Below are 26,797 nucleotides of genomic sequence, written 5' to 3'. Positions count from 1 at the left end.
AACCGGGCGTCATCCCGCGGGACAATCGACCGCATGAACCCTGCCCTCGACGATCTGCTGCATCGGCTCGGCCTTGGGCCGGGGGTGCTGGTGCGCGTCGAGGCCACCGAGGGCTCGGTGCCGCGTGAGGCCGGCACCTGGATGGCCGTCTGGCCCGACGCACTGACCGGCACCATCGGCGGCGGCCAGCTCGAGTTCCAGGCGGTGCGGGAAGCGCGTGCCTGGCTCGGTGGCGGGGACCCGATCGACGGCGTTCGCCGCTACCCGCTCGGGCCGAGCCTGGGGCAGTGCTGCGGTGGCGTGGTGTTCCTGCGCTTCCGCCGCATCGAGGCCGCGGATGCGCCCGCGCTGCGCGAAGAACTCGGCGCGCACCTGAAACCGGTGGCGCTCTTCGGTGGCGGCCACGTGGGCGCCGCCCTGGCGAGGCTGCTCGCGACGCTGCCCTTTGCCGTGCGCTGGATCGACAGCCGCGAAGGCGTGTTCCCTTCCACCGCGTCCGCGCAGGTCGAGACCGAGCATTCCGAGCCGGTGCATTCGGCAGTGACCGATCTCGCACCGGGCTCGCGCGTGCTGATCATGAGCTTCAGCCATGCCGAAGACCTCGACATCGTCATCGCCTGCCTGCAGCGCCTGCGGCAGCGCGACGACCTGCCCTACATCGGCCTGATCGGCAGCAGGACCAAGTGGGCCACCTTCCGCCATCGGCTCGAGGCGCGGGGATTTTCGCAAGAGGAGATGGCCCGCATCACCTGCCCGATCGGCGTGCCTGGCATCGGCGGCAAGGAGCCGGAGGTGATCGCCGTCGCTGTCGCGGCACAGTTGTTGCAATCGCTCGACAAGGGCTGACGATGGCGGCCCGAAGGCCGATAAAGTGCATACACTTCGGTTCACAACTCCATGCCGCAGCGGAGCCAGGCCCCTTCCCGGGCCTGCGTTCGCGGCTCTTCTTCTGCTTACAGCGCCCGCGGTGGTGAGCAGGCCAAAGCGACAAGGCGCTCCCACGCGCCGACAAGGTTGAGCATGGAAAGCTACTACCTCGACTGGGCCAACCTGCTGCTGCGCTGGGTCCACGTCATCACCGCCGTTGCCTGGATCGGTGCCTCCTTCTACTTCGTGATGCTGGACAACAGCCTCGAGAAGCCGCAGGACGCCGAGTCGCTCGACAAGGGCGTCAGCGGCGAACAGTGGGCGGTGCACGGCGGCGGCTTCTACAACATGCAGAAGTACGGCCTGGCGCCCAAGAAGCTGCCGGACCACCTGCACTGGTCGTACTGGGAAAGCTACACGACCTGGATCACCGGCTTCGCGCTCTTCACGATGTCCTACCTGTGGAACGCGAGCACGTATCTCATCGACAAGTCCAAGATGGACTGGCAACCGGGCGCGGCCATCAGCGTCGCCCTGGCCTTCTTCGTCGTGTTCTGGATCGTCTACGACGGCATCTGCCAGATCTTCGGGCGCCGCAAGAACGGCGATGCGATCGTCGGCGTGCTGGTCGCCAGCTTCGTCGCCTTCGCGGCCTGGCTGGCCTGCCACTGGTTCGCTGGCCGCGCCGCCTTCCTGCTGGTCGGCGCGATGATGGCCACGACCATGAGTGGCAACGTGTTCTTCTGGATCATTCCCGGCCAGCGCGAGAACGTGGCGCTGATGCGCGCGGGCAAGCCGATCAACCCGGTGCACGGCCAGCGCGGCAAGCAGCGCAGCGTGCACAACACCTACTTCACGCTGCCGGTGCTGTTCGCGATGCTGAGCAACCACTACAGCTTCACCTACACGCACCCCTACAACTGGGTCGTGCTGCTGCTGATCATGCTCGGCGGCGCGGCCATCCGACAGTTCTTCGTGGTGCGGCATCGCTTCAAGCTGGGCAACGCGAAGAACCCGCTGCCTTACGCGATGGTCGGCATCGCCGTGCTCGGGCTCACCATCGTCTGGATGAAGCCCGACCCCGTGGCCGCACCGGCGCCCGGCGCGGTGGTGCCCAAAGTCGCATTCGGCGACGTGCAGAAAGTACTCGAACAGCGCTGCTACCTGTGCCACGGCGCGGCCGTGCAGATGAAGAACGTGCGGCTCGACACGCCCGATCAGGTCGCGCTGCACGCGCAGGCCATCTACCAGCAGGCGGTGATCACGAAGATCATGCCGATGAACAATGCCACTGGCATCACGGATGCGGAGCGCGAGCTGATCGGGCGCTGGTTCAACGCGGGCGCCAGGACGAACTGACGGTAAGTAGGCGAACGACCGCGACCGCGACGGTCTCTGGTGAAGACGGGCTTCCAGTCAGGTTCGTTCGCTATAGTCTCGCGGTTCTAGCAAGCCAGAACGAAGAAAAGTTCCAGCCAGCGAAGGTTCTCAACCCTTCACCACTGGTCTTTCTTCATGCACCTCTTCGTTCCTTCCACGCGCTGCGCTGTTGCCCAGGCCGTGCTCATGGTGCTGGCTGCCTGCGCTGCCACGGCGCAGGCCCAAACCCTCCCGCAGGTCGACGTCACATCCGAGCAGACTCACGGCGCGAACTATGCGCCCGCCGACAGCACGACGGCTGCCAAGGTGAACGCGCCGCTGCGCGACATCCCGCAGACGGTCAACATCGTGACGCAGGAAGTCATGCGCGACCAAGGCGCCCGCAGCGTGCAGGACGTGATGAAGACCGTGCCCTCCGTCGGCCTCGCCACCGGCGACGGGCAGCGCGATGCGACGGTGATCCGCGGTTTCAGCGCGCTCTACGACATCTACCTCGACGGCGTGCGCGACGATGCGCAGTACTTTCGCGATCTCTACAACATCGACCGTGTCGAAGTCGTCAAGGGCCCGGCCGCGGCGCTCTACGGCAGAGGTTCGTCGGGCGGGCTGATCAACCTTGTCACGAAGAAGCCGTCCTTCGCGGCGGGCGGCGACGTGGGCGTGACCTTCGGCAGCGACAGCCTCAAGCGCACCGATTTCGGTGTCAACCAGCCGGTGAGCGACAACCTCGCGGTGCGGCTCGACGGGGCGCTGGAAGATTCCGACAGCTATCGCACCAACGGCTACCTGCGCAGCCAGGCACTGTCGCCCAGCATCCTTTGGAAAGATGCCGACCAGAGCCTGCTGCTGCAGTTCAACTACCAGCAGCAGGAACGCAGCATCGACTTCGGCGTGCCCGGCCTGGCGTCGACCGGCCGACCGGCGGACGTGCCGCGCAACACTTACTACGGCGCTGCCGACGCCCGTCGGCTCGACCACACCATCTCGACGATGGAAGCCAGCACGGTGCAATACAAGCGGCGCCTGTCCGACGCCACGGCCTTCACCAACACGCTGCGCTACTACGACTATTCGCTCGACCGCCGCCACACCCGGATCGGCTCGGTCAACGACAGCGGCGCGGTGCCGATGGCGCTGCTGTCGCGTGGCGCGGTCCAGCGCTACGAACACGGCTGGTTCAACCAGTCCGAGATCAGCCACGACCTGACACTCGGCAGCACCACGCACAAGCTGCTGGCCGGCATCGAGGTCGGCGAGCAGGACCGCTTCCAGGCCGTCACCAACGCGGCCACCAACCGCGCCGGCTACTCGTTCAGCACCCCGGTCTTCGCGCCGGTCGGTCGCGACCTGCCGTTCTATGTGCCGATTGCGCAGTCGTCCGCCCCGACCACGGGCTACACGGTGAACACCACGCGCAGTGCCTACGTGCAGTCGCTGTCGACCTGGACACCGACCATCAAGACGATGGTCGGCCTGCGCTACGACGCCTTCGGCCAGAAATACGACGACCAACTGCCCGCCAATGCCGACCTGTCGCGCACCGATCGCAATATCTCGCCGCGCGCCGGCCTGGTGTGGCAGCCCACGGCGACGCAGAGCTACTACGTCTCGGGCACCCGGTCGTACCAGCCCTCCGGCGAAGCCGGTCCGCTGGCGACCAGCAACGCGCAACTCAAGCCCGAGCAGAGCACCAACTGGGAAGTGGGCTCCAAGACCGACATGTTCAACGGTGGCGCCTCGTTCACCGCGGCGATCTACCAGCTGACGCGCAGCGACGTGAAATACACCGACCCGGTGCTCAACAGGTTGGTGAACATCGGTGAGCAGCGCGCCCGCGGCCTCGAGCTGAGTTTTGCAGGCCAGATCGCGCCTGGCCTTCAGTTGCTGGCCGGTTACTCGTACCTTCAGACCGAAGTGACGCGTGGCGTGGGAACGGTGACCGCGCCGTTCTCGTCCGCCAGGCCGACTCCGCTGCAGGGCAAGACGCTGGCGCTGGCCCCGCGCAACAGCCTGAGCCTGTGGCTGCTGAAATCGCTGGATGCCTGGGTGCCCGGCGTGCAGGTCGGTGGCGGCATCACGGCGCGCAGCTTCGAGTACGCCAACGTCGACAACGCCGTCCGGCTCCCCGGTTTCGTCACGGCCGACATGGCGGTGTACTGGCGCCCCGCGCCCAAAGGCTGGAGTGCAGCAGTCAACCTGAAGAACGTGTTCGACCGGCGCTATGACGTGTCGGCCAACAACGACATCGGCATCCTGCCCGGGGCACCGCGCTCGGTCGAACTGAGCGCGCGCTACAGCTTCTGAGGATGGGACCAGAATGCAGGCCTTCTGACTTGGCGCAAGCCGCCCCGCCACCATGTTGACTCATGCCTTTCAAAAAGTCGGCGACGACCTGCCGGCCGAGCCGCAGGGGGCGACCGATTTCATGGCTTTTCGCCATGCCATCGACGCCTTTCCCTGGGTGGCCGAGCACGCGCTGTGGGATGAGCAGCAGGAGGGGGCATTGCCGGCCGTGGTGCTGCAGAACGTGGCCGCGCAGCGCGAGCTGTGGGTCACCCTGCTCGGCGACGGCGCCGACCTGGGCGGTGCGTACCTCATTCAGTCGGTGTCGATGCAGTTTCGCAAGAGTCTGTTCGGCAAGGGAAAGATGGCGCAGGACGCTGCCGTGGTCGACGTGCCGAGCCGCGCGGCGGTCGACCGGCTGTGCGAACTGTTCTGCGATAGCGCTTACGAGGCATTGGACCGCGAGGTTGCGCGACTGAGCGCACAAGGCCGAGACGACTGAGTCTCAGCCTGCTGACAGCGCCAGCTGCATCGCCAGCCGGTTGTGGCGTTCCACCAGCGGCCCCAGGTCGACGGTCGTCAACTGCCCGGCGCGCACCACCACCCGCCCGTTGACCACCGTGTATGCCGCCTGCGGGCTGGCGCACAGCAGCAGGCTCGCGACCGGGTCATGCACCGCGCCGCCGGCGAAGGCGACGGTGTTCAGGTCGAACAGCGCGAGGTCGGCGCACAGGCCTGGCGCCAGGTGGCCGATGTCGGTGCGGCCCAGGACCTCGGCGCCTCCGCGGGTGGCGATCGACAGCGCATCGCGCGCCGTCATCTCCGAAGGCCCGTGGTCGCAGCCGAAGGGCTCCAGCGCGCGTCCGACGCGTGCCAGCAGCAGTGCCTGGCGCGCCTCGTTGACCATGTGCGCCGCGTCGTTGCTGGCGCTGCCGTCCACGCCCAGGCCCACCGGCACGCCGGCGTCGAGCATGCGGCGGATCGGCGCAATGCCCGAAGCCAGGCGCATGTTGCTGCAGGGGCAGTGCGCCACGCCGGTCTTGGTTTTTGCGAACAGCGCGATGCCTTCGGCGTCGAGCTTCACGCAGTGCGCGTGCCAGACGTCGTGGCCGAGCCAGCCCAGGTCCTGCGCATATTCGGCCGGTGTGCAATTGAACTTCTCCCGGCTGTAGGCGATGTCGTGGTCGTTCTCGGCCAGGTGGGTATGCAGGCGCACGCCTTGGCCTTTGAAAGACCGCGCCAGCAGGGCCGATTCGCGCATCAGGTCGCGGCTCACGCTGAAGGGCGAGCAGGGCGCCACCGCCACGTTCACCATCGCGCCGTGCGTGGCCTCGTGGTGCGTTTCAATCAGGCGTTGCGTGTCCTTCAGGATGGCGTCTTCGCGCTCGACCACGCGGTCGGGCGGCAGGCCGCCCTGCGAGGCGCCGACGCTCATGCTGCCGCGACTCGCGACGAAGCGCATGCCGATCTCGCGCGCCGCGTCGATGCTGTCGTCCAGCCGCACGCCGTTGGGGTAGATGTAGAGGTGGTCGCTGCTGGTGGTGCAGCCCGACAGCAGCAGCTCGGCCATCGCGAGCTGCGTCGACACGTGCACCATCTCCGGCGTGAGCCCGGCCCAGATCGGGTACAGGCCACGCAGCCATGAGAAAAGTTCAGCGTCCTGCACCTCCGGGATGGCGCGGGTGAGCGACTGAACCATGTGATGGTGCGTGTTGACCAGCCCCGGCACGACGAGGTGGCCGCGCGCATCGATCACCTCGTCGGCGGTCTGCGGCAGGTCGGCCGCCGGACCGATTGCCTCGATGCGGTTCTCGCGCACGAAGACCGACGCATCGCGCCACTCGCTGCGCGCGTCGTCGAAGGTGGCGACGCAGGTCGCGTTGCGGATCAGCAGGGTGGTCATGGCGCGAGCAGACAGAATAGAGCGTGGAGACAACGCAAATGATCGCACCGAACCTTTCCTCCGGCGTGCCCGACGCACGCACGTCCCCGCGCGAATTCCTCGCGCATCTGTATGGTGTCGCCGTCGCGCGCGCCCTGCCGCTCACCGGCATGGCGCCGTGCCTGCCGAAGTCGCCCAAGGGCCGCACGCTGGTGTTGGGCGCGGGCAAGGCGGGCGGCTCGATGGCGCAGGCGCTCGAAGCCCTGTGGCCGGCGGAGGCGCCGCTGTCGGGCCTGGTTGTCACGCGCTACGGCCACATCCCGCCGCGTCCCGACGGCCTCGCGTCGCGCATCGAGGTCGTCGAGGCGGCGCACCCGGTGCCCGACGCGGCCGGGTTGAAAGCGGCCGAGCGCATCCTGGCGCTGACCGAAGGTCTCACCGCCGACGACCTGGTGCTGTGCCTGATTTCCGGCGGCGGCTCGGCGCTGCTCACGCTGCCGGCCGACGGGCTGACGCTGGAAGACAAGCAGCGCATCAACCGGCAGCTGCTTGAAAGCGGCGCCCACATCGGCGAGATGAACTGCGTGCGCAAGCACCTGTCGCGCATCAAGGGCGGCCGGCTGGCCGCGGCCTGCGCACCGGCGCAGGTGGTCACGCTCACCATCAGCGATGTGCCGGGCGACGACCCGGCCGTCATCGCCAGCGGCCCCACGGTGCCCGACGCCACCACCTGCGCGGATGCGATGGCGATCCTCGACCGCTACGGCATCGAGGTGCCGGCCCCGGTGCGCGCGCAGCTGGAGCGCGGCACGCTCGAAACGCCGAAGCCGTCGGATGCGGTCTTCCAGGGCCACACCACGCACCTCGTCGCGACGCCGCAGCAGTCGCTCGAAGCGGCGGCCGCCGCCGCGCGCGCGGCCGGCATCGACGCGCACATCCTGAGCGATGAGATGGAAGGCGAATCGCGCGAGGTCGGCAAGGTGCATGGCGCGCTGGCGCGCGCGGTCGCGCTGCGCGGCGCGCCCTTCGCGAAGCCCTGCGTGATCCTCTCGGGCGGCGAGACCACGGTGACGATCCGCCCGCGCCAGCCCGGCCAGGCCAAGGGCCGCGGCGGCCGCGCCGGCGAGTTCTGCCTGGGCCTGGCTGGCGCGTTGGCCGGCCAGCCCGACGTGTGGGCGCTGGCCGCCGACACCGACGGCATCGACGGCGTGGAAGACAACGCCGGCGCCTTCGTCACGCCCGACACGCTGGTGCGCGCCACGGCACAGGGATGCAAGCTCGCCGACCATCTGGACCGCAACGACGCCTACGGGTACTTCGATGCCATCGGCGACCTGCTCGTCACGGGGCCGACGCACACCAACGTCAATGATTTCCGGGCGTTGCTGATTCTCTGAATGCCAGGGGGGCCACCCTCAGTCGGCGCAAGCTTGCTCGCACACGGGCCCGGCCGCCGTGCGCCCGCTGCTCAGGCAGCCTTGGGCTCGGGAAGGACCGCGGTCAGGGCGAAGTCGACCAGGTACAGCCAGGTCGCTTCGATCCGCATGATGTCGTGGTGGTCCGAGCCCGCCACCGTCTGCACGTGGACCGGCGTGGGCCAGGCGTCGATGAGCTTCTGCGATCGCACCGGCAGCACGACGTCGTCGTGCGCGGCCAGCAGCACCTGGGTCTTGGCCGCCACCTCGCGGCTGTGCGTGAGCGAGTCGAAACGGTTGCGCAGCAGCAGCGACAGCGGCACCAGCGGAAAGCGCCGCTTGGCCACTTCCAGCATCGAGTCGTAGGGCGTGATCAGCTGCAGGCTCGCGAAGTCCTGCCGCGCCACCAGCTGGATCGCCACGCCCGTGCCCAGGCTGCGGCCGACGACGTGCAGCCGCGCCTGCGGGAAGGCGCGGCGCAGGTGCCTGGCGAGCTGGTTCGCGTCTTCGACCGAGGCGATCTCCGACGGGTGCCCCTCCGAGTCGGCGACGCCGCGGTAATTGATCGCCGCGAAACCGAAGCCCGCCGGCAGCCAGGTGAGTGCCTTGGCGGTGGCGCGTACGTCTTCGCCGCGGCCCGCGAAGTAGATGAAGAGATCCTGCAGCGCGTCTTCGCCGTGCGGGTGGTAGACGTAGCCGCGCACCATGCCGCCGGGCACTGCATGCGAGTAGGTCGAGAAGTCGTCGGACAGCGCCACGACCGGCAGCTTGCGGGCGTTGAAGAGGATGTGGCCCTGCCGCGTGGCGAGGAGCGTCCAGTAGGTCGCGATGGCGCCGACGGCGGCGGCCGAGGCGGCGAGGGCGATGCGAAAGACTTTGGATGACAAGGGGGCGGACTCCGGGGCAGGGACGGCAAGTGAGCGCGCTAGTTTCGCCGCGTTCTTCCGCGCCGGCCGGCACGGGGTCAAAGCCCTCAGGGCAGGTTTTCGCGAAATATGACCTGGCTTCGCGTGTTCTCCACGCCACTCAGCGCCTCGCGCCCGTCTCGCAGGTTGGTGAAGATGCGCACGCAGCTCATCAACGTGGTGTGCGGGCTCTGCGTGATCACCGCATCGAGGCTGCCGTCGATCAGCAGGGCACGCGTGTCCGGCGTGAGGCCGTGGCCGATGAAGACCACCTTCTGGTCGCGCCCCGCTTCCTTCAGCGCCCGCGCTACGCCGTCGGACGCGCCGCCGATGTTGTAGATGCCGCCGAGCTCGGGGTGCTGGTCGAGCAGGGCGCGCGTCTGGCGGTAGTTCTGCTCGGCGTCGTCGTGGCCCTCGCGCAGGCCCACCACCGACAGCTGCGGGAACATCTCGTCGATGACGTGCAGGAAGCCGGCTTCGCGCTCCTCGTGCGCGCGGTAGCTCAGGCTGCCGGCGATGAGCGCGACCTTGGCGCTGCGCGCGCCGATGAAGCGGCCGATGAGGTAGCCCGCCGTGCGCCCGGCGGCGCGGTTGTCCAGCCCGATATAGGCCACGCGCGGCGAGTTCGACAGGTCGGAGATCAGCGTGATCACCGGCACGCCCTGCGCCGCGAGTTCGGCCACCGCCTCGCGCACCGCCGGGTGCTCGAGCGCCATCACCGCGATGCCGTCGCTGCGCTTGCCGTGCCGCCGCAGCGCGGCAGCCAGTTCGTGCGGGTTGAAGCTCTCGATGAACTCGGCCCGGCAGCGCACGTTGAAGGGCGCCCAGTGCTCCTGCGAATAACCCACCATGTCGCCGAGCATGCGGATGAAGCGGTTGGTGCCGGCCGGCAGCAGCACGCTCAGCCGCAAGGGCTGCGGCGCGAGCGCGGCGTACAGCGCCTGGCCCGGCAGGTAGTCGAGTTCGCCGGCCGCCTTCAGCACGCGCTGCACGGTGGCGTCGCGCACGCCCGGCCGCTTGTTGAGCACGCGGTCGACGGTGGCCGTCGACACGCCGGCGGCGCGCGCGATGTCGACCACCCGCGCGCGGCTCGGCAGCGGGGTGTCGGGAGGTTCGGGGTTAACCCTCATAAATCAAAAACCATCATCTCGTTTGTTTGACGAAGCGGTGTCACGTCTCTATCGTCCGAATGCCTTTCAGTCATGATGCATCAAAAGGCATCAAGCCAACAACGGAGACAAACCATGAACTCGCTCACCCGACGCGGTGCCTTGCGCACGCTTTCCGCACTCCCCGCCGCCAGCATCGTGACGGCCGTGCCGCGCATCGCCCGGGCCGCCGAGTTCTCCTACAAGTACGGCAACAACCTGCCGGTGACGCACCCGCTGAACGTGCGTGCGCAAGAGGCCGTCGAGCGCATTGCCAAGGAAACGAAGGGCCGGGTCGAGATCAAGATCTTCCCGAACAACCAGCTCGGCGGCGACACCGACATGCTGGCGCAGGTGCGCTCGGGTGGCATCGAGTTCTTCACGCCGTCGGCGCTGGTCATCGCCACGCTGGTGCCGGTCGCGGCCATCAACGCCATCGGCTTCGCCTTCTCCGACTACAACCAGGTGTGGGGCGCGATGGACGGCAAGCTGGGCGCCCACGTGCGCGCAGCCATCGCCAAGACCCGCCTCTACGCCTTCGACAAGATGTGGGACAACGGCTTCCGCCAGACCACCAGTTCCAAGGGGCCGGTGACGTCGGCGAAAGACCTCGACGGCCTGAAGATCCGCGTGCCGGTGAGCCCGCTGTCGATCTCGATGTTCAAGAGCCTGGGCGCATCGCCGGCCAGCCTGCAGTTCAGCGAGGTGTACTCGTCGCTGCAGACAAGAATCGTCGACGCGCAGGAGAACCCGCTGCCGATCATCCAGGTGGCCAAGCTCTACGAGGTGCAGAAGTTCGCCTCGCTCACCAACCACATCTGGGACGGCTACTGGTTCATCGCCAACGGCCGCGCCTGGGAGGCATTGCCGGCCGACCTGAAGACCATCGTCGCCGCGTCCATCAACGACGCGGGCCTCAAGCAGCGGGAGGACATCAAGAAGCTCAACGAGTCGGTCGTGACCGATCTCGAAGCGAAGGGCCTGGCCATCAACCGCCCGACCGCCGACAGCTTCCGCGCCAAGCTGCGCGATGCCGGCTTCTACAGCGAATGGAAGGGCCGCTTCGGCGACGAGGCCTGGGGCCTGCTCGAACAGAGCGTCGGCAAGCTCGCCTGACCCGCCGATGTCCATCGCCTCTGTTGTCGAGCTCGGCGCCGCGCCGGCCAATTCCTTCACCGGCATCGCCGACCGCATCGATCGGCGCCTGGGCGCGGTGATCGAAGCCATTGCCGCCGCGCTGGTGGGGGTCGAGATCGTCGTGCTGTTCACCGGTGTGGTTGCGCGCTACGCCTTCCACGCGCCGCTCGTGTGGTCGGACGAACTCGCCTCGATCTTCTTCCTGTGGCTGTCGATGCTCGGTGCCGTGGTGGCGCTGCGGCGCGGCGAGCACATGCGCATGACGGCGGTGGTCGGCAAGGTGGGCCCGTCGGCGCGGCGCATGCTCGAGGCGCTGGCCATCGCCGCGTCGCTCGCCTTCCTGGCCCTGGTGCTGTGGCCTGCCTACGAATACGCGGCCGACGAGGCCTTCATCGTCACGCCGGCGCTGGAGATCAGCAACGCATGGCGGGCCGCGGCCATCCCGGTCGGCGTCGCGCTGATGATCGTCTTCGGCGCGCTACGCCTGCTGCGCTTCTCGACCGCCCGCGAGATCGCGGTCACGCTCGGCTTCGTCGTGCTGGTGGTCGCCGCCTTCTGGCTCGCGCGGCCGCTGTTCGCGTCGCTGGGCAAGCTGAACCTGGTGGTGTTCTTCCTGGTGATCGTCGCGGTGAACGTGTTCGCTGGCGTGCCGATCGCCTTTTCGTTCGCGCTGGCCACCTTCGGCTACCTGGCGCTCACCACCTCGACGCCGATGGTGGTGATGGTCGGCCGCATGGACGAGGGCATGTCGCACCTCATCATGCTGGCGGTGCCGCTCTTCATTTTCCTGGGCGCGCTGATCGAGATGACCGGCATGGCCAAGGCCATGATCCAGTTCCTCGCCAGCCTGCTGGGCCATGTGCGCGGCGGCCTGTCGTACGTGCTGGTCGGCGCGATGTACCTGGTGTCGGGCATCTCGGGTTCGAAGATCGCCGACATGGCGGCCATCGCGCCGGTGCTGTTCCCCGAGATGAAGAAGCGCGGTGCCAAGCCGGGCGACCTGGTGGCGCTGCTGTCGGCCACCGGCGCACAGACGGAAACCATTCCGCCGTCGATCGTGCTCATCACCATCGGCTCGGTCACGGGCGTGTCGATCGCCGCGCTGTTCACCGGCGGCATGGTGCCGGCGCTGGTGCTCGGCCTGTGCCTGTGCAGCGTGGTGTGGTGGCGCTACCGCAAGGAAGACCTGAGCGCAGTGGCGCGTTACTCGCGCGCGCAGATCGGCCGCTTCTTCATCGTCGCGCTGCCGGCGGTGGCGCTGCCCTTCGTCATCCGCGCCGCGGTGGTCGAAGGCGTGGCGACCGCTACCGAGGTGTCGACCATCGGGATCGTGTATTCCGCACTCGCCGGGCTGCTCATCTATCGCCAGTTCGACTGGGGCCGCCTGAAGCCGATGCTGATCGAGACGGCTTCGCTCTCGGGCGCCATCATGTTCATCGTCGGCTGCGCCACCGCCATGGCCTGGGGCCTCACGCAGTCGGGCTTCTCGACCGACCTGGCGCGCTGGATGGCGGCCATTCCCGGCGGCTCGTACGGCTTCCTCGCGATCTCGATCCTCGCCTTCATCGTGCTGGGCTGCGTGCTCGAGGGCATCCCGGCCATCGTGCTGTTCGGACCGCTGCTGTTTCCCATCGCGCAGGCGGCCGGCGTGCACCCGGTGCACTACGCGATGGTCGTCATCTTCGCGATGGGCATCGGCCTGTTCGCACCGCCGATCGGCGTCGGCTACTACGGCGCCTGCGCCGTGGCCAAGGTCGACCCGAACGAAGGCATGAAGTACATCGGCGGCTACATGGTCGCCTTGCTGGTCGGCCTGGTGTTGATCGCCGCCGTGCCCTGGTTCTCCATCGGTTTCCTCGCCAAGTAAGGCGCGCCTTCCAACGCGTCGCCGCCGCATTTCCTCCACCGCACTCACACACGGAAAACCACAATGAGCCGCCATTTCGGAGAGATCCGCCAGCTGGGCTATGTCGTGCACGACATCGAAGCCGCCATGGACTACTGGAGCAAGACGCTGGGCGTCGGGCCCTGGTACTACAACCCCAAGGTGCCCATCGTGAACTACCAGTACGACGGCCAGCGTTACGAGCCGCACAACTCGGTGGCGCTCGCCAACTCGGGCTTCGTGCAGGTCGAGCTGATCCAGACGCGCAACGACGTGCCCTCGATGTACCGCGATTTCCTGCAGGCCGGCCGCACCGGGCTGCAGCACGTCGCCTACTGGACGCAGGCGTACGACGCCGACGTCGAACGCCTGCTCGAGCAAGGCTTCAAGCCCAAGATGAGCGGCGAGGTCGGCGCACGCGGGCGCTTCATCTACTTCGACACCGAGTACCACCCGGGCACGGTGATCGAGCTGTCGGAAGTGGCCGGCCCCAAAGGCAAGATGTTCGACCTGATCCGCGAGACCTCCAAGACCTGGGACGGCACCACCGACCCGGTGCGCCCCTTCCCCGACCTCTCGAAGCTCTGAGCGCGATGGCCACCGAACGCCTCCGCGCCAGCTACCTCATCGAGACGCCCGAGCCGCCCGAGAAGGTGGCCGAGGTGATGGCGGGTGAGCAGTCCTGCGGCACCTTCACCCGCGTCGAGGGCGAGACCGACGCACTGCGGGCGCGGGCCCGTGCGACGGTCGAATCGATCGTCGAACTCGAGTCCGTGACGGTGCCCAGCCTGCCCAACGCGCTGCTGGAGCGCAAGGGCACGCAAGGCCCGTGGCGGCGCGCGCGCGTCGAGATCTCCTTCCCCGTCGCCAACATCGGCGCCAACCTGCCGACGCTGGCCGCCACGGTGGCGGGCAACCTCTACGACCTGGGCGAAGTGAGTGGCCTGCGCTTGGAGACGGTGCACCTGCCCGCCGCCTACCGCGCGCGCTTCGACATGCCGCGCGTCGGCATCGCCGGCACGCGCCGCGCCACCGGCGTGGCGAGCGGCGCGCTGGTCGGCACCATCATCAAGCCCAACGTCGGCTTCTCGGCGGCCGAGACGGCCGAGCTGGTCGGTCGGCTGTGCGCGGCGGGCGTCGACTTCATCAAGGACGACGAGGTCTGCGCCGACCCCGACCACGCGCCGCTGGCCGAGCGCGTGCCGGCCGTGATGGCGGTGGTGCGCGCGCACCAGGCGCGCACCGGCAAGCATGTGATGGTGGCCTTCAACATCACCGACGAGACCGACGCCATGAAGCGCCACGCCGACCTGGTCGAGCGCGAGGGCGGCTCCTGCGTGATGGCCAGCCTCAACTGGTGCGGCCATTCGGCCATCCAGACGCTGCGCCGCCACACGCCGCTGGCGCTGCACGGCCACCGCAACGGCTACGGCGCACTGTCGCGCCATCCACTGCTGGGCATCTCCTTCCAGGCCTACCAGACGCTGTGGCGGCTGGCCGGCGTCGACCACATGCACGTGCACGGGCTGCAGGGCAAGTTCTCGCAGCCCGACGAGGAGGTGATCGCTTCCGCGCAGGACTGCTTCACGCCGCTGGCCGAGGGCATCGACGACCGCGTGATGCCGGCCTTCTCGTCCGGCCAGTGGGCGGGCACCGTGCCCGCGACCTGGGGCGCGATCGGCAGCGACGACCTGCTCTTCATGTCGGGCGGCGGCATCCTCGCGCACCCGCAGGGCCCGGCCGCAGGCGTGGCCAGCATCCGCCAGGCCTGGGCCGCCGCGCGCGCCGGCACGCCGCTGGACGAGGCGGCGAAGGGCGCGCCGGAACTCGCCGCGGCGCTGGCCTTCTTCGGCAAGCGATGAGCCGGCCGACGCGCTTGCCGCCGGCCATCGTCTACTACGGCGACGACTTCACCGGCGCGACCGACACGCTGGCGACCGGCGCGCGCGCGGGCCTGCGCACGCTGCTCTTCCTGCGGGTGCCGACGCCGGCGCAGATCGCCGCGGCCGGGCCGCTCGACTGCCTGGGCATCGCCGGCGCCGCGCGCTCGATGGCGCCGGGCGAGATGCGGGCCGAACTCGCGTCTGTCGCCGCGCTGTTCCGCCGCCTCGGCGCGCGCGTGCTGCACTACAAGACCTGCTCGACCTTCGACAGCGCGCCCGAGGTGGGCAGCGTCGGCGTCGCGATCGACACGCTGCGGCCGGCGGTCGATACGCCCTGGACTGCCATCGTCGGCGGCCAGCCCGAGCTGGAGCGCTACTGCCTGTTCGGCAACCTTTTCGCCGCGGCGGGTAGCGGCGGCGAGGTGCACCGCATCGACCGCCATCCGACCATGAGTCGGCACCCGGTCACGCCGATGCATGAGGCCGACCTGCGCCTGCACCTGGCCGCGCAGGGGCTGGCCGATGTGCGGTCGCTGCCGTACCCGGCGTACGCCAAGAGCGCGCCAGCGTTGCGCGACGCTTTCGCTGCGGCGTTGGCGGCGTCGCCGGACGCATTGCTGTTCGATGTCGCGGAGAACGCGCACCTGCAAGCCATCGGCGGCCTGCTCGGTCCACAGGCCGAAGCCGCGTCGCTGCTCGTGGTCGGCCCGAGCAGCGTGGTGCAGGCCTTCGCACCGCGCTTCGCAAGCACACCGCCCTCACCCGATACCGTGGCCGCCGCCCGCGGGCCGGTGCTGGCGCTGGCGGGCAGCTTGTCGCCGGTCACGGCGCGGCAGGTGGCCGCGGCACGCTCCTTCGAAACGGTGTGGCTCGACCCGCAGCGGCTGGTGGCCGATGCGCGCGCGCGCGCCGATGCGGTCGAAGTCATCGCCTCCCTGCTGGCGCAGGGCCGTCACGTCCTGGCCTGCACGGTTCGGCCCGGTGCGGCCCAGGCATCCCACCCCGGCGTGCCGGCGCGCGCGCTCGCGCAGGCCGGCGGCGACCTGCTGGCCGGCGTGCTGGCGGCGGTGCCGCTGTCGCGCGTCGGCATCGCCGGCGGCGACACCTCCAGCCACGCGGTGCAGGCGCTCGATGCCTGGGGCCTCTCGTACCGGGCGCCGCTGGCGCCGGGCGTCGCGCTGTGCCGGCTGCACAGCGAATCGCCGCGCCTCGACGGCCTGGAGATCGCGCTGAAGGGCGGCCAGATGGGGGGTGAGGACTTCTTCGAGCGGCTGGTGCACGGCAACGTCTGAACCCGTCGCCGAGTCAGTTTGGGCCAATTCGGGCGTGATAGCGTCGCGCCCGTGAAAAAACGCATCCCCTCCTTCCTGCGCCACGTCGGCCCGGGCGTCGTCACCGGTGCCGCAGACGACGACCCGTCCGGCATCGCCACCTACACCCAGGCCGGCGCGCAGTTCGGTACCGGTTTGCTGTGGACGGTGTTCCTGTCGCTGCCCTTCATGATCGCCATCCAGATGGTGTCGGCGCGCATCGGCCGGGTCACGGGCCAGGGCGTGGCGGCCAACCTGCGCGAGCACATGCCGCGCTGGCTGCTTCTCGGGCTGGTCGGGCTGCTGGTGATCGCGAACACCATCAACATCGCGGCCGACATCGGTGCCATGGGCGAGGCGCTGCAGCTGGTGGTCGGCGGCGGCCAGCACTTCCACTCGCTGGTCTTCGGCGCGGTCACGGTGCTGCTGCAGGTCTTCGTGCCGTACCGGCGGCTGGCGCACATCCTGAAGTGGCTCACGCTCACCCTGTTCGCCTATGTGGCCGCCGTCTTCGTGGTGGATGTTCCGTGGGGCCGCGTGCTGCACGACCTTGTCGTGCCGAAGCTGCAATGGCGCGGCGACTACTGGATGATGATCGTGGCGCTGCTGGGCACCACCATCTCGCCCTACCTCTTCTTCTGGCAGGCCTCGCAGGAGGTCGAGGAGTTGCGCCAGCAGGGCGGCCGGCGCGGCAGCGACGCCGAGGTCTGGCGCGCCCTGCGCCGCGTGAAGCTCGACACCTGGATCGGCATGATCTTCTCGAACACCATCGCCTTCTTCGTGATGGTCGTGGGGGGCGCGGTGCTGTACAAGGCCGGCATCCACGAAGTCACCTCCGCGGCGCAGGCCGCCGAGGCGCTGCGGCCGCTGGCCGGCGACTTCGCCTTCTGGCTCTTCGCCGGCGGCATCATCGCCACCGGCCTGCTGGCGGTGCCGGTGCTGGCCTCGTCGGCCGCCTACGCGGTGGCCGAGGCCTTCGGCTGGGAAGAGGGGCTCGAACGCCACTGGCGCGAAGCCAAGAAGTTCTACGCCATCATCGGCATCGCGACGCTGGCCGGCACCGCGCTCGACTTCACGCCGGTCGACCCGATGAAGGCGCTCTACTGGAGCGCCGTCATCAACGGCGTGGTCGCGGTGCCGATCATGGCCGCCATGATGATGCTGGTGGCCCGCGAGAAGGTGATGGGCGCCTTCGTCTCCAGCCGCCGCACCCGCTGGCTGGGCTGGGGCGGCACCGCGCTGATGGGCTTCGCGGTGCTGATGATGCTGCGCGACCTGGTCGCGTAGCAGCACCGGGCTTCAGGGCTGGGGCTTGAAGAAGGCCGTCGGCACCATCAGGCGGGTTTCCTGCGACGCCAGGTACGCCGCCTCGGCACTCTTCTCGAGATAGCCGGCCCAGGCCGGGTCGCGCTGCATGGCGGCGCGCTTGGCCGCGCGGTCGGCCGCGTCGGCGAACACCCAGATGTGCGTGTAGCTGTTGACGTTGCCGGTCTCGGTCTGCAGGTAGGCCAGCGGTTCGCCGAGGTGGCGGCGCTGCGTGTCGTAGCCGTGTTCGGCGTAGAGGGCCAGGTGGCGCTTCAGGGTGCCGGGGCGGCAGGTGTAGGTGCGGACGTCGTAGAGCATGGTTTCCTTGTGGGCGAAAAGCAGGGGTTGAAATCAGTCGGCGGTGGCGCCGGAACGTTCCACCAGCGCGCCCCATCGCGTCACTTCCTGCGCAACGAAGGGCTGGAAGGCTTCGTGGCGGTCACCGATCGGGTCGGCGCCGAGTTCCTTGAGGCGCGCTTGCACCGCCGGGTCGGCCACCGCCTGCGCGATGGAGGCCGACAGCTTGGCGACGATCGGTGCCGGCGTGCCGGCCGGCGCGAACAGGCCGAACCAGGAGCGCGTCTCCATCAGCGGATAGCCGGACTCGGCGAAGGTCGGCACATTGGGCAGGTTGGGGCGCCGGACCTTGCCGGTCACGGCCAGCGGGCGCAGCTTGCCGGCCTGCACCTGCGACAGCACCTCGGGCAGGTTGGCGAACATCGCCTGCACCTGGCCCCCGATCAGGTCGGTCTGAGCCACGGCGCCGCCCTTGTACGGCACGTGCAGCATGCGGGCGCCGACGATGGTGTTGAACTGTTCGCCGGCCAGGTGCGACGCGGTGCCGGTGCCGCCGGAGGCGAAGTTGAGCTTGTCGCCCTGCGTCTTGGCCAGGGCCGCGAACTCGGCGGCGTTGCGGGCCGGCACGCCGGGGTTCACCACCAGCACCAGCGGCACCGAGGCCAGATTCGAGAGCGCGGCGAAATCCTTGGTCAGGCTGTAGTCGAGCTTCTTGTAGAGCGTGGCGTTGATGGCGTGGCTCGAGGTCGCCATCAGGATCGTGTAGCCGTCGGGTGCAGCGCGTGCCACGGCAACGGCGCCGATGTTGCCGTTGGCCCCGGCCTTGTTGTCGACGACGACAGGTTGGCCGAGTTGGTCGGCCACCTTCTGGCCCACCACGCGCGCGATCACGTCGGTGGCGCCGCCGGCGGCGAAGGGCACGATGATCTTGATCGGCCGGTTGGGGAAGTCGGCGGGGGCCTGTGCGTGGGCGGTGGCCAGCGCGCAGGCGGCCACCGCTGCCAGGGCCGAGGCCCGCAGCAAGTTCTTCATGGTTGTCTCCTGGGTTGTTATCGAAAAATGCATCGTCGTCAGGCCGCCGCGCGCAGGGCCTTGTCGCGCACCTCGCTCAAGCTGGCGCGGGGTGTCAGGATCTCCGGCTCGATCACCAGCTCGATCAGGGCCGCGCCGCCCGCGGCCAGGGCGCGCTGCAGCGCCGGTGCGAAGTCCTCGCTGCGCTCGACCCGCTCGGCCCGCAGGCCGAAGGACTCGGCGTACCGCACGAAGTCCGGGTTGCAGAGGTCGGTGCCGATCGGGCGCGCCGGGTAGTTGGCCTCCTGGTGCATGCGGATCGTTCCGTACATGCCGTTGTTGAAGACGATGAAGACGATCGCCAGCCGATGGCGTTTCACGGTTGCGAGTTCCTGCGCGCTCATCAGGAAGCAGCCGTCGCCGGCCAGGCAGATCACCTGGCGATCGGGGCATTGCAGCTTGGCCGCGATCGCCGCCGGCACGCCATAGCCCATCGCACCGCTGGTCGGCGCCAGCTGCGTGCCCGGCCGCGAGAAAGGGTAGTAGCGGTGGGCCCAGGCGCTGTAGTTGCCGGCGCCGTTGGTGAGGATCGCGTCCGGCGCGAGCGTGTCGCGCAGCGCATGGATCACGCGCGCCGGGTCGAGCTGCGCCTGCCGGGTCGACGGCGCCACGTAGGCTTCGTAGTGGGCGCGCAGGCGACCGAGCCAGTCGCGCCAGCCAACGGCTTCCACCGGCGCCAGCGCGGCCGCGGCCTGGGCGAAAGGGTCGACGTGGCTCAGCACCTTGAGCACCGGCTGGTACACGCGGCCCAGCTCTTCGGCGCAGGGCAGCACATGCACCAGGCGCTGGCGCGGCATCGGCACCGACAGCAGCGTGTAGCCGCTGGTCACGATCTCGCCGAGCCGGCTGCCGACCGCGATCAACAGGTCGGCCTCGCGCACCGCCTCGGCCAGCGCGGGGTTGACGCCGATGCCGACCTCGCCGACGTACTGCGGGTGGCGGTTGTCGAACAGGTCCTGGCGCCGGAAGGCGCAGGCCACCGGCAGGCCGTTCTGCACCGCGAAGCGCTCGATCGCCCGGCGCCCGCTGTCGCTCCAGCCCGGCCCGCCGAGCAGCAGCAGCGGTCGCTGCGCCCCGGCCAGTTGCTCGCGCAGGCGCTGCATCGCGTCGGGCGCCGGGTGCGATTGGGGCACCTCGACGCGCGGCACCGCGATGGCGGGGGCCTTGTCGGTCAGCATGTCTTCCGGCAGCGCCAGCACCACCGGGCCGGGCCGGCCGGACATGGCCACCGAATAGGCCCGCGCCATGAACTCGGGCACGCGCGCGGCGTCGTCGATCTGGGCCACCCACTTCGCAAATGGGCCGAACATGCGCCGGTAGTCGATCTCCTGGAAGGCCTCGCGCTCGATCATGCCGCGCCCCACCTGGCCGATCAGCAGGATCATCGGGGTCGAGTCCTGGAAGGCGGTGTGCACGCCGATGCTGGCGTTGGTGGCGCCGGGGCCGCGGGTCACCATGCAGACGCCCGGCCGGCCGGTGAGCTTGCCGTGCGCCTCGGCCATGAAGGCTGCCGCCCCCTCATGGCGGCAGACCACCACACGCACCGCGTCTTGCGCGGCGTACAAGGCATTCAGCACGTCGAGGTAGCTTTCGCCCGGCACGCAGAAGACCGTGTCGGTGCCCTGGGCGCGGAGCGCGTCGACGACCAGCTGGCCGCCACTGCGCAGGGAAGGGGAGTCGTTCATCGCCGGCCATCGGCCGCCATTGCGGCGGTGGAGTTGAGGAGGCCTCGACTCTAGGCAGCCGCCCGCGGTGAGCGGTAGGACGATTGCGAGCCCGCTTGGTACTTTTCTGCGGCCCGGACTAGGGGCTTACGCTAGGTCAGCGCGGTGTGCCGTAGCGCTTCTTGAAGTCGCCGGGCGTCAGCTGCGTGTGCTTCTTGAAGAAGCGGCCGAAATAGGCGTGGTCCTCGAAATGGAGGTGGAACGCGATTTCGGCGACGCCCATGTCGGTGTTGCTCAGCAGGCGCTTGGCTTCGAGCACCAAGCGCTCCTGCACCAGCAGCCCGGCCGTCTTGCCCAGCGTGCGCTTGACCGCCTCGTTCAGTTGCCGCTCGGTCACGTGCAGGTGCTCGGCGTAGTCGCGCAGCGGGCCGAAGTCGAGGTAGTGCTGGTCGATCAGCAGCTTGAAGCGCTGGGTGAGCGAGTGGCTCTGCGGCGAGGCGCCGTCGCGCGTGCTGACCGGGTAGAGCCGGCGCAGCCGCGTCAGCAGCACCAGCAGGTAGGAGCGCACGATGTCCAGCCGCGCCTCGGCGCGGCCGAGCATTTCCTTTTCCATCTCGATCAGGAGCGGCAGCAACTCGTCATGCTGCGCCTGTTCGAGGTAGAGCACCGGCGCGTCGGACGCGACGTGGAAGAAGGGGTACTGCGCGATCTCGTCGGAGCGCGGGAACATCTGCACGAAGAACTCGGTGCTGAAGTTGATGACGAAGCCCTTGGGCTGCACCGTCGAATGCCACGCGTGCAACTGGCCGGGCGAGACGAAGAACACCGCGTTGGCGCGCGCCTCGAAGCTCTCGAAATCCAGCAGGTGGGTGCCGGCCGCTTCGCTCATCCACAGCAGGTGATAGTAATTGTGGCGGTGCGGGAAGCCGCGCGGGATGTCGGGCCGGTCTTCCAGTCGCACCAGGTCGAAATAGAACGCGCCTTCCTCGCCGCCGAAATCGGAGCTGTCGAAGATCGGGAAGTCGGGTGCGTTGAGGGTGACCACGGGCTGCGCGTGCGGGAAGGAGAGGCGGAGGGATCGGCCCATTCTAGGAGTCGTCCGGGTGCGCGCATGGCGCGACAATTGCTGTGTCGGTGCGGTATCGATGCTGTATGGGCGCTGTACCGGCGCCGCGCCGCGGCGACCCCCGCCGAGCCTGTATAGCCACTATGGGCGCGGTGGTATGAATGCACCCCCGCCAGCCCTTAAGTTCACAGTCGGCGCATCGCGCCTCCCACGAACGAGCAAGCAGTGACCATGAGCCTTCCGAACCCCACCGCCCCCATCCGCTTCTTCCATCAGGGCCGCACGGTCGAGGTCAGCGGCGTGCATCCGACCCGCTCGGTGCTCGACTGGCTGCGCGAGGACGCGCACTGCACCGGCACCAAGGAAGGGTGCAACGAGGGCGATTGCGGTGCGTGCACCGTGGTCGTCGGCGAGCTGGCAGCCGAGGGCGCGCCGGGCGCGGTCGACGGCCTGACGCTGCAGACCGTCAATGCCTGCATCCAGTTCCTGCCGACGCTGCACGGCAAGGCGCTCTTCACCGTCGAAGACCTGAAGACCGACCTGCTGAACGACGGCGGCAAGGTGCACGACGGCGTACGCCACGACAAGCACCCGGTGCAACGGCTGCACCCCGTGCAGCAGGCGATGGTCGAGTGCCACGGCTCGCAATGCGGCTTCTGCACCCCCGGCTTCGTGATGTCGCTGTGGTCGACCTACGAGCAGCACGGCGCCGCCGGCACCCAGCCGACGCGCCAGCAGCTGGCCGACGACCTGTCGGGCAACCTGTGCCGCTGCACCGGCTACCGGCCGATCCTCGACGCCGGCCAGCGCATGTTCGACCTGCCGCCGATGCGGCTGGACGCGCGGGTGGTGGTGGAGGCGCTCACCCGCCTGCAGCAAGACACCGGCTTCGACTATGCGGCTGCCCGCAACGGTCGCACCGACCACTTCCACGCGCCCAGGGCGCTCGACGAACTGGCGGCGCTGCGCGAGCGCAAGCCCGACGCCCGCCTGCTGGCCGGCTCGACCGACATCGGCCTCTGGGTCAACAAGCAGTTCCGTGACGTCGGCGACCTGATCTATGTCGGCGACGTGGCCGAGCTGAAAGCGGTCGGGGTGCGCGGCGACACGCTGCACATCGGCGCCGGCGCTTCGCTCGAAGACGCCTGGCGCGCGCTGGCGCAGCGCGTGCCGGCGCTCACCGACGTGTGGCTGCGCTTCGCGTCGCCGCCGATCCGCCATGCCGGCACCATGGGCGGCAACGTGGCCAACGGCTCGCCGATCGGCGATGCGCCACCGGTGCTGATGGCGCTCGACGCGCAGATCGTGCTGCGGCGCGGCGCGCAGGTGCGGCGGATGCCGCTGACCGATTTCTACGTCGACTACATGAAGAACCAGCTGGCGCCAGGCGAGTTCGTGCAGGGGCTGGAAGTGCCGCTGGCGGCGCTGCAGCGGCAAGTGCGGGCCTACAAGATCAGCAAGCGCTTCGACTGCGACATCTCGGCGCTGTGCGGCGGTTTCGCCCTCGCGCTCGACGGCGATGTGGTCAAGGAGGTGCGGCTGGCCTTCGGCGGCATGGCCGGCATCGTGAAGCGCGCCGCCAAGGCCGAGGCGGCCTTGCTGGGCCAGCCCTGGACGCAGGCCTCGGTGAACGCAGCGAAGCAGGCGCTGGCCGACGACTTCCAGCCGCTGTCGGACATGCGCGCTTCGGCTGCCTACCGGCTGCAGGTGGCGCAGAACCTCATCCAGCGCCTGTGGCTCGAGACCCGCACGACCGATGCGCTGCCGTCGGAAGCCACCAGCGTGTGGAGCGTGATGCCGCACGACGTGCTGCCTTCCGCGGCACAAGCGGCACAAGCGGCACAAGGAGCCTGAGATGAACAAGCCCATCGACATCGCGTTGCTCCAACCCGTGGAACCCTTCGCCGATTACCAGGCCAACATCGCGGCCCGCATCGACCGCGGTGCCGAGGCCAAGGCGCAGGACGGCGGCGCCCGCGTCGGCATCAGCCGGCCGCACGAATCCGCCGCGCTGCACGTGGCCGGCGAGGCGACCTACATCGACGACATTCCCGAACTGCGCGGCACGCTGCATGGCGCGCTGGGCCTGTCGCCGGTGGCCAACGGCCGGCTGACGGGCATGGACCTGGGGCCGATCCGCGCCATGCCAGGCGTGGTGGCGGTGTTCTCGGCCGAGGACATTCCGGGCAGCAACGACTGCGGCTCGATCGTGCACGACGACCCCATTCTTTGCAGCGGCGAGATCCGCTACCTCGGGCAGCCGGTGTTCGCGGTGATCGCCGAGACCCGCGAGGCCGCCCGCCGTGCCGCGGCGCGCGCCAAGGACGTGCTCGCCATCGAGGCCGAGCCGCCGGTGCTCACGCCGCAGGACGCGCATGCCAGGGCCCAGTACGTGGTGCCGCCGATGCACCTGCTGCGCAGCGCGCGCGCGCCCGGCGGCGACGAGCAGGCGGCGGTGCGTGCCGCCATCGCGGCCGCGCCCCATCGGCTGAAGGACACGCTGGAGGTCGGCGGCCAGGAACAGTTCTACCTGGAAGGCCAGATCAGCTACGCGATCCCGAAGGAGGGCGGCGGCATGCATGTGCACTGCTCGACCCAGCACCCCACCGAGATGCAGCATCTGGTGGCCCATGCACTGCATCTGCACGCGAACGAGGTGCATGTGGAATGCCGGCGCATGGGCGGCGGCTTCGGCGGCAAGGAGTCGCAATCGGGCCTGTTCGCCTGCGTGGCGGCCGTGGCGGCGGCCAAGCTCAAGCGCCCGGTCAAGCTGCGGCTGGACCGCGACGACGACTTCCTGATCACCGGCCGGCGCCACTGCTTCTGGTACGACTACGAGGTCGGCTACGACGACGAGGGCCGGCTGCTCGGCGCGGAGATCACCATGGTGTCGCGCGCCGGCCATTCAGCCGACCTGTCGGGCCCGGTGATGACCCGCGCGCTGTGCCACTTCGACAACGCCTACTGGCTGCCCGAGGTCGCGATCCACGGCTATTCCGGCAAGACCAACACCCAGAGCAACACGGCCTTCCGCGGCTTCGGCGGACCGCAGGGCGCGATCGCGGTCGAGAACATCCTCGACACGGTGGCGCGCCGGCTCGGGCGCGACCCGCTCGACGTGCGGCGCATCAACTTCTACGGCAAAGAGGAGCGCAACGTCACGCCCTATGCGCAGGTCGTGACCGACAACGTGATCCACGAGCTGGTGGCCGAGCTCGAGGCCGGCAGCGACTACCGCGCTCGCCGCGACGCCATCGCCGCCTTCAACGCGCAGAGCCCGGTGCTCAAGCGCGGCATCGCGCTGGCGCCCCTGAAGTTCGGGATCTCCTTCAACGTGCCGCACTTCAACCAGGCCGGCGCGCTGGTGCATGTCTACAACGACGGCTCGGTGCTGGTGAACCACGGGGGCACCGAGATGGGCCAGGGCCTGAACACCAAGATCGCGCAGGTGGTGGCGCACGAGCTGGGCGTGAGCTTCGAGAGCGTGCGGGCCTCGGCCACCGACACGACGAAGGTCGCCAACACCTCGGCCACCGCCGCCTCGACCGGCGCCGACCTGAACGGCAAGGCCGCGCAGGACGCGGCCCGCCGCATCCGCGAACGCCTCGCCGCCTGTGCCGCTGCGCGCCATGGCGGCGATGCGGCCGATGTGCGCTTCGCCAACGACACGGTGGAGGTCGCCGGCCGCAGCCTGAGCTTTGCGACCCTCGTCGCCGAGGCCTACCTCGACCGCGTGCAGCTGTGGTCCGACGGCTTCTATTCGACGCCCGGCCTCAGCTGGGACCGCGACACGCTCAAGGGCCGCCCCTTCTATTACTACGCGTACGGCGCGGCGGTGAGCGAGGTCGTCATCGACACCCTGACCGGCGAATGGAAGCTGCTGCGCGCCGACATCCTGCAGGATGCCGGCCGCTCGCTGAACCCGGCGATCGACATCGGCCAGGTCGAGGGCGCCTTCATCCAGGGCATGGGCTGGCTCACCACCGAAGAACTGGTGTGGCACCCGCAGAGCGGCAAGCTGAGCACGCATGCGCCGAGCACCTACAAGATCCCGACCGCCAACGACTGCCCGCCGGTCTTCAACGTGAAGCTGTTCGAGGGGCCGAATTTCGAGGACTCCATCCACCGCAGCAAGGCGGTCGGCGAGCCGCCGCTGCTGCTGCCGTTCTCGGTGTTCTTCGCGATCCGCGATGCGGTGTCGGCGGCTGGCGGTCACCGTGTTGACCCGCCGCTGCGCGCGCCGGCGACCAGCGAGGCGATCCTGAACGCGATCACCGCGGTGCAGGCGGGGGCCTGAGCGGCGGTATAACGCTGCGCATCCCCCACACCGCGGCGCCGCATGCGTGACCAAGCCCTTTTCGACAAGATCGATCTTCACCTCATCCGGGTTCTCCACACCGTGCTGACCGAACGCAGCGTCTCGCGCGCCGCCATCCGCCTGGGCATGTACCAGCCGGCGGTGTCGTCGGCACTCAAGCGGCTGCGCGAGCTGTCGGGCGACCCGCTGCTGGTGCGCTCCGGCTCGGGCATGGTGCCGACCGACGCGGCACTGCGGATGATCGAGCCCACCGCCAGCATCCTGCGCTCGGCCGAGGTGCTGTTCAGCGACGCGCGGGGCTTCGACCCGCAGACCGCCACCAACACCTTCCGCATCGCCGCGAGCGACTACCTCGATCCGCTCTTCCTGCCGATGTTCGTGACGCAGGTGAAGGCCCAGGCGCCGGGGTGCCGCATCGAGATCCATCCGCTGTCGCCCGATTCCAACTACCAGGCGCACCTGTCGCTCGGCCACATCGACCTGGTCATCGGCAACTGGCTCAAGCCGCCCGAAGAGTTGCACATGGCGCGGCTCTTCGGCGACGAGATCGTGTCGCTGGTGAGCGCCGACCATCCCGCGACGCGACGCGGCTGGGACGCCGACACCTGGCTCGCCGCCGAGCACATCGCGCCGACGCCGTTGCATCCTGGCGCGCGCGGCATCATCGACCAGATGCTCGACGCCCAGAGCCTGCAGCGCAACATCACGGTGCGCTGCGCGCACTTCGGCCTGATCCCGGACATGGTGGCGTCGAGCCTGCTGGTGCTGACCACCGGCCGCCAGTATTGCGAGCGATTCACGGATCGGCTCCCGGTGAAGCTGCTGCCGTGCCCGGTCGACTTCCCACGCCTCATGTACTACCAGCTGTGGCACGAGCGCACCCATGCGTCGAGTTCCGCGCGCTGGCTGCGCGAACGCATCAAGTCGGTGGCGGCATCGCTGCGCGCGCCGGCCGGTGCCGCCAAGGACATCCATTGAGAT

General features: G+C 69.2%; 21 protein-coding genes. 14 read left to right on the top strand and 7 right to left on the bottom strand.

Annotated features, from left to right (window positions below; translation table 11 throughout):
* Positions 1 to 33: 33 nt before the first annotated feature.
* From xdhC to ACSFBE_RS10625, 4 genes are all read left to right on the top strand, one after another.
* A complete protein-coding gene (xdhC, locus tag ACSFBE_RS10640; protein WP_435490343.1) occupies positions 34 to 846 on the top strand; it encodes a xanthine dehydrogenase accessory protein XdhC in 813 nt (270 codons plus the stop codon).
* A 174-nt stretch (positions 847 to 1,020) separates the two neighbouring features.
* Complete coding sequence (locus ACSFBE_RS10635; RefSeq protein WP_435490342.1) at positions 1,021 to 2,226, top strand: urate hydroxylase PuuD; 1,206 nt, start codon at positions 1,021 to 1,023, stop codon at positions 2,224 to 2,226.
* 156 nt (positions 2,227 to 2,382) lie between these two features.
* Positions 2,383 to 4,551: a TonB-dependent receptor gene (locus ACSFBE_RS10630; protein ID WP_435490341.1), complete on the top strand. Its 2,169-nt coding sequence runs from the start codon at positions 2,383 to 2,385 to the stop codon at positions 4,549 to 4,551.
* A 52-nt stretch (positions 4,552 to 4,603) separates the two neighbouring features.
* The gene (locus ACSFBE_RS10625) at positions 4,604 to 5,032 is read left to right on the top strand and encodes a hypothetical protein (RefSeq protein ID WP_435490340.1); all 429 of its coding nucleotides are present in this window, start codon (positions 4,604 to 4,606) and stop codon (positions 5,030 to 5,032) included.
* Positions 5,033 to 5,035: 3 nt separating this feature from the next.
* Here the strand turns inward: ACSFBE_RS10625 and ACSFBE_RS10620 are convergent, their stop codons facing one another.
* Positions 5,036 to 6,433 (bottom strand): 8-oxoguanine deaminase, encoded by a 1,398-nt coding sequence (locus ACSFBE_RS10620; protein ID WP_435490339.1) that lies wholly within the window; start codon positions 6,431 to 6,433, stop codon positions 5,036 to 5,038.
* Positions 6,434 to 6,471: 38 nt separating this feature from the next.
* On the opposite strand from ACSFBE_RS10620, the gene ACSFBE_RS10615 reads away from it, so the two are divergent.
* Complete coding sequence (locus ACSFBE_RS10615) at positions 6,472 to 7,809, top strand: glycerate kinase type-2 family protein (protein ID WP_435490338.1); 1,338 nt, start codon at positions 6,472 to 6,474, stop codon at positions 7,807 to 7,809.
* 71 nt (positions 7,810 to 7,880) lie between these two features.
* On the opposite strand, the gene ACSFBE_RS10610 is transcribed toward ACSFBE_RS10615, so the two are convergent.
* On the bottom strand, positions 7,881 to 8,714 hold the full coding sequence (locus ACSFBE_RS10610) for an alpha/beta hydrolase (RefSeq protein WP_435490337.1): 834 nt from the start codon (positions 8,712 to 8,714) through the stop codon (positions 7,881 to 7,883).
* Positions 8,715 to 8,800: 86 nt separating this feature from the next.
* Positions 8,801 to 9,862, bottom strand: coding sequence for a LacI family DNA-binding transcriptional regulator (locus ACSFBE_RS10605; protein ID WP_435490336.1), 1,062 nt, complete (start codon positions 9,860 to 9,862; stop codon positions 8,801 to 8,803).
* 114 nt (positions 9,863 to 9,976) lie between these two features.
* On the opposite strand from ACSFBE_RS10605, the gene ACSFBE_RS10600 reads away from it, so the two are divergent.
* The 6 genes from ACSFBE_RS10600 to ACSFBE_RS10575 all read left to right on the top strand — a co-directional run bounded on the left by ACSFBE_RS10600 (position 9,977) and on the right by ACSFBE_RS10575 (position 17,382).
* Positions 9,977 to 10,996 (top strand): TRAP transporter substrate-binding protein, encoded by a 1,020-nt coding sequence (locus ACSFBE_RS10600; RefSeq protein WP_435490335.1) that lies wholly within the window; start codon positions 9,977 to 9,979, stop codon positions 10,994 to 10,996.
* Between the two features lie 7 nt (positions 10,997 to 11,003).
* Entirely contained in the window at positions 11,004 to 12,884 is a 1,881-nt protein-coding gene (locus ACSFBE_RS10595; RefSeq protein WP_435490334.1) for a TRAP transporter large permease, read from the top strand.
* 63 nt (positions 12,885 to 12,947) lie between these two features.
* Complete coding sequence (locus ACSFBE_RS10590) at positions 12,948 to 13,490, top strand: VOC family protein (protein ID WP_435490333.1); 543 nt, start codon at positions 12,948 to 12,950, stop codon at positions 13,488 to 13,490.
* Between the two features lie 5 nt (positions 13,491 to 13,495).
* Positions 13,496 to 14,764, top strand: a complete 1,269-nt coding sequence (locus tag ACSFBE_RS10585) for a ribulose-bisphosphate carboxylase large subunit family protein (RefSeq protein ID WP_435490332.1) — start codon at positions 13,496 to 13,498, stop codon at positions 14,762 to 14,764.
* A complete protein-coding gene (locus tag ACSFBE_RS10580) occupies positions 14,761 to 16,077 on the top strand; it encodes a four-carbon acid sugar kinase family protein (protein ID WP_435490331.1) in 1,317 nt (438 codons plus the stop codon). The genes ACSFBE_RS10585 and ACSFBE_RS10580 overlap by 4 nt, the downstream gene beginning before the upstream one ends.
* A 51-nt stretch (positions 16,078 to 16,128) precedes the next feature.
* Positions 16,129 to 17,382, top strand: a complete 1,254-nt coding sequence (locus ACSFBE_RS10575; RefSeq protein WP_435490330.1) for an Nramp family divalent metal transporter — start codon at positions 16,129 to 16,131, stop codon at positions 17,380 to 17,382.
* A gap of 12 nt (positions 17,383 to 17,394) precedes the next feature.
* Here ACSFBE_RS10575 and ACSFBE_RS10570 read toward each other — a convergent pair whose 3' ends face one another.
* From ACSFBE_RS10570 to ACSFBE_RS10555, 4 genes are all read right to left on the bottom strand, one after another.
* Entirely contained in the window at positions 17,395 to 17,718 is a 324-nt protein-coding gene (locus tag ACSFBE_RS10570) for an NIPSNAP family protein (protein WP_435490329.1), read from the bottom strand.
* A gap of 33 nt (positions 17,719 to 17,751) precedes the next feature.
* Positions 17,752 to 18,729: a tripartite tricarboxylate transporter substrate binding protein gene (locus ACSFBE_RS10565; protein ID WP_435490328.1), complete on the bottom strand. Its 978-nt coding sequence runs from the start codon at positions 18,727 to 18,729 to the stop codon at positions 17,752 to 17,754.
* A gap of 38 nt (positions 18,730 to 18,767) precedes the next feature.
* Complete coding sequence (locus ACSFBE_RS10560) at positions 18,768 to 20,453, bottom strand: thiamine pyrophosphate-binding protein (RefSeq protein WP_435490327.1); 1,686 nt, start codon at positions 20,451 to 20,453, stop codon at positions 18,768 to 18,770.
* A 136-nt stretch (positions 20,454 to 20,589) separates the two neighbouring features.
* Positions 20,590 to 21,519 (bottom strand): helix-turn-helix domain-containing protein, encoded by a 930-nt coding sequence (locus tag ACSFBE_RS10555; protein ID WP_435490326.1) that lies wholly within the window; start codon positions 21,517 to 21,519, stop codon positions 20,590 to 20,592.
* A gap of 210 nt (positions 21,520 to 21,729) precedes the next feature.
* Here ACSFBE_RS10555 and xdhA point away from each other — a divergent pair, with 210 nt between their 5' ends.
* From xdhA to ACSFBE_RS10540, 3 genes are read left to right on the top strand one after another with little or no spacing between them, the layout of a single operon-like run.
* The gene (gene xdhA / locus ACSFBE_RS10550) at positions 21,730 to 23,352 is read left to right on the top strand and encodes a xanthine dehydrogenase small subunit (RefSeq protein ID WP_435490325.1); all 1,623 of its coding nucleotides are present in this window, start codon (positions 21,730 to 21,732) and stop codon (positions 23,350 to 23,352) included.
* Between the two features lies 1 nt (position 23,353).
* Positions 23,354 to 25,795 (top strand): xanthine dehydrogenase molybdopterin binding subunit, encoded by a 2,442-nt coding sequence (gene xdhB / locus ACSFBE_RS10545; RefSeq protein WP_435490324.1) that lies wholly within the window; start codon positions 23,354 to 23,356, stop codon positions 25,793 to 25,795.
* Between the two features lie 42 nt (positions 25,796 to 25,837).
* Positions 25,838 to 26,794, top strand: a complete 957-nt coding sequence (locus ACSFBE_RS10540) for a LysR family transcriptional regulator (protein WP_435490323.1) — start codon at positions 25,838 to 25,840, stop codon at positions 26,792 to 26,794.
* Positions 26,795 to 26,797: the final 3 nt, after the last annotated feature.

Origin of the sequence: Variovorax sucrosi (assembly GCF_051216635.1) — a bacterium.
Lineage (GTDB): Bacteria > Pseudomonadota > Gammaproteobacteria > Burkholderiales > Burkholderiaceae_C > Variovorax.
This window is presented reverse-complemented; position numbering and strand designations above follow the sequence as displayed.

Excerpts from the sequence above, each read along its gene's own strand:
- xdhC (WP_435490343.1), top strand. The coding sequence starts at position 34 with ATGAACCCTGCCCTCGACGATCTGCTGCATCGGCTCGGCCTTGGGCCG.
- ACSFBE_RS10635 (WP_435490342.1), top strand. The coding sequence starts at position 1,021 with ATGGAAAGCTACTACCTCGACTGGGCCAACCTGCTGCTGCGCTGGGTC.
- ACSFBE_RS10630 (WP_435490341.1), top strand. The coding sequence starts at position 2,383 with ATGCACCTCTTCGTTCCTTCCACGCGCTGCGCTGTTGCCCAGGCCGTG.
- ACSFBE_RS10625 (WP_435490340.1), top strand. The coding sequence starts at position 4,604 with ATGTTGACTCATGCCTTTCAAAAAGTCGGCGACGACCTGCCGGCCGAG.
- ACSFBE_RS10620 (WP_435490339.1), bottom strand. The coding sequence starts at position 6,433 with ATGACCACCCTGCTGATCCGCAACGCGACCTGCGTCGCCACCTTCGAC.
- ACSFBE_RS10615 (WP_435490338.1), top strand. The coding sequence starts at position 6,472 with ATGATCGCACCGAACCTTTCCTCCGGCGTGCCCGACGCACGCACGTCC.
- ACSFBE_RS10605 (WP_435490336.1), bottom strand. The coding sequence starts at position 9,862 with ATGAGGGTTAACCCCGAACCTCCCGACACCCCGCTGCCGAGCCGCGCG.
- ACSFBE_RS10600 (WP_435490335.1), top strand. The coding sequence starts at position 9,977 with ATGAACTCGCTCACCCGACGCGGTGCCTTGCGCACGCTTTCCGCACTC.
- ACSFBE_RS10595 (WP_435490334.1), top strand. The coding sequence starts at position 11,004 with ATGTCCATCGCCTCTGTTGTCGAGCTCGGCGCCGCGCCGGCCAATTCC.
- ACSFBE_RS10590 (WP_435490333.1), top strand. The coding sequence starts at position 12,948 with ATGAGCCGCCATTTCGGAGAGATCCGCCAGCTGGGCTATGTCGTGCAC.
- ACSFBE_RS10585 (WP_435490332.1), top strand. The coding sequence starts at position 13,496 with ATGGCCACCGAACGCCTCCGCGCCAGCTACCTCATCGAGACGCCCGAG.
- ACSFBE_RS10580 (WP_435490331.1), top strand. The coding sequence starts at position 14,761 with ATGAGCCGGCCGACGCGCTTGCCGCCGGCCATCGTCTACTACGGCGAC.
- ACSFBE_RS10570 (WP_435490329.1), bottom strand. The coding sequence starts at position 17,718 with ATGCTCTACGACGTCCGCACCTACACCTGCCGCCCCGGCACCCTGAAG.
- ACSFBE_RS10565 (WP_435490328.1), bottom strand. The coding sequence starts at position 18,729 with ATGAAGAACTTGCTGCGGGCCTCGGCCCTGGCAGCGGTGGCCGCCTGC.
- ACSFBE_RS10560 (WP_435490327.1), bottom strand. The coding sequence starts at position 20,453 with ATGAACGACTCCCCTTCCCTGCGCAGTGGCGGCCAGCTGGTCGTCGAC.
- ACSFBE_RS10555 (WP_435490326.1), bottom strand. The coding sequence starts at position 21,519 with ATGGGCCGATCCCTCCGCCTCTCCTTCCCGCACGCGCAGCCCGTGGTC.
- xdhA (WP_435490325.1), top strand. The coding sequence starts at position 21,730 with ATGAGCCTTCCGAACCCCACCGCCCCCATCCGCTTCTTCCATCAGGGC.
- xdhB (WP_435490324.1), top strand. The coding sequence starts at position 23,354 with ATGAACAAGCCCATCGACATCGCGTTGCTCCAACCCGTGGAACCCTTC.
- ACSFBE_RS10540 (WP_435490323.1), top strand. The coding sequence starts at position 25,838 with ATGCGTGACCAAGCCCTTTTCGACAAGATCGATCTTCACCTCATCCGG.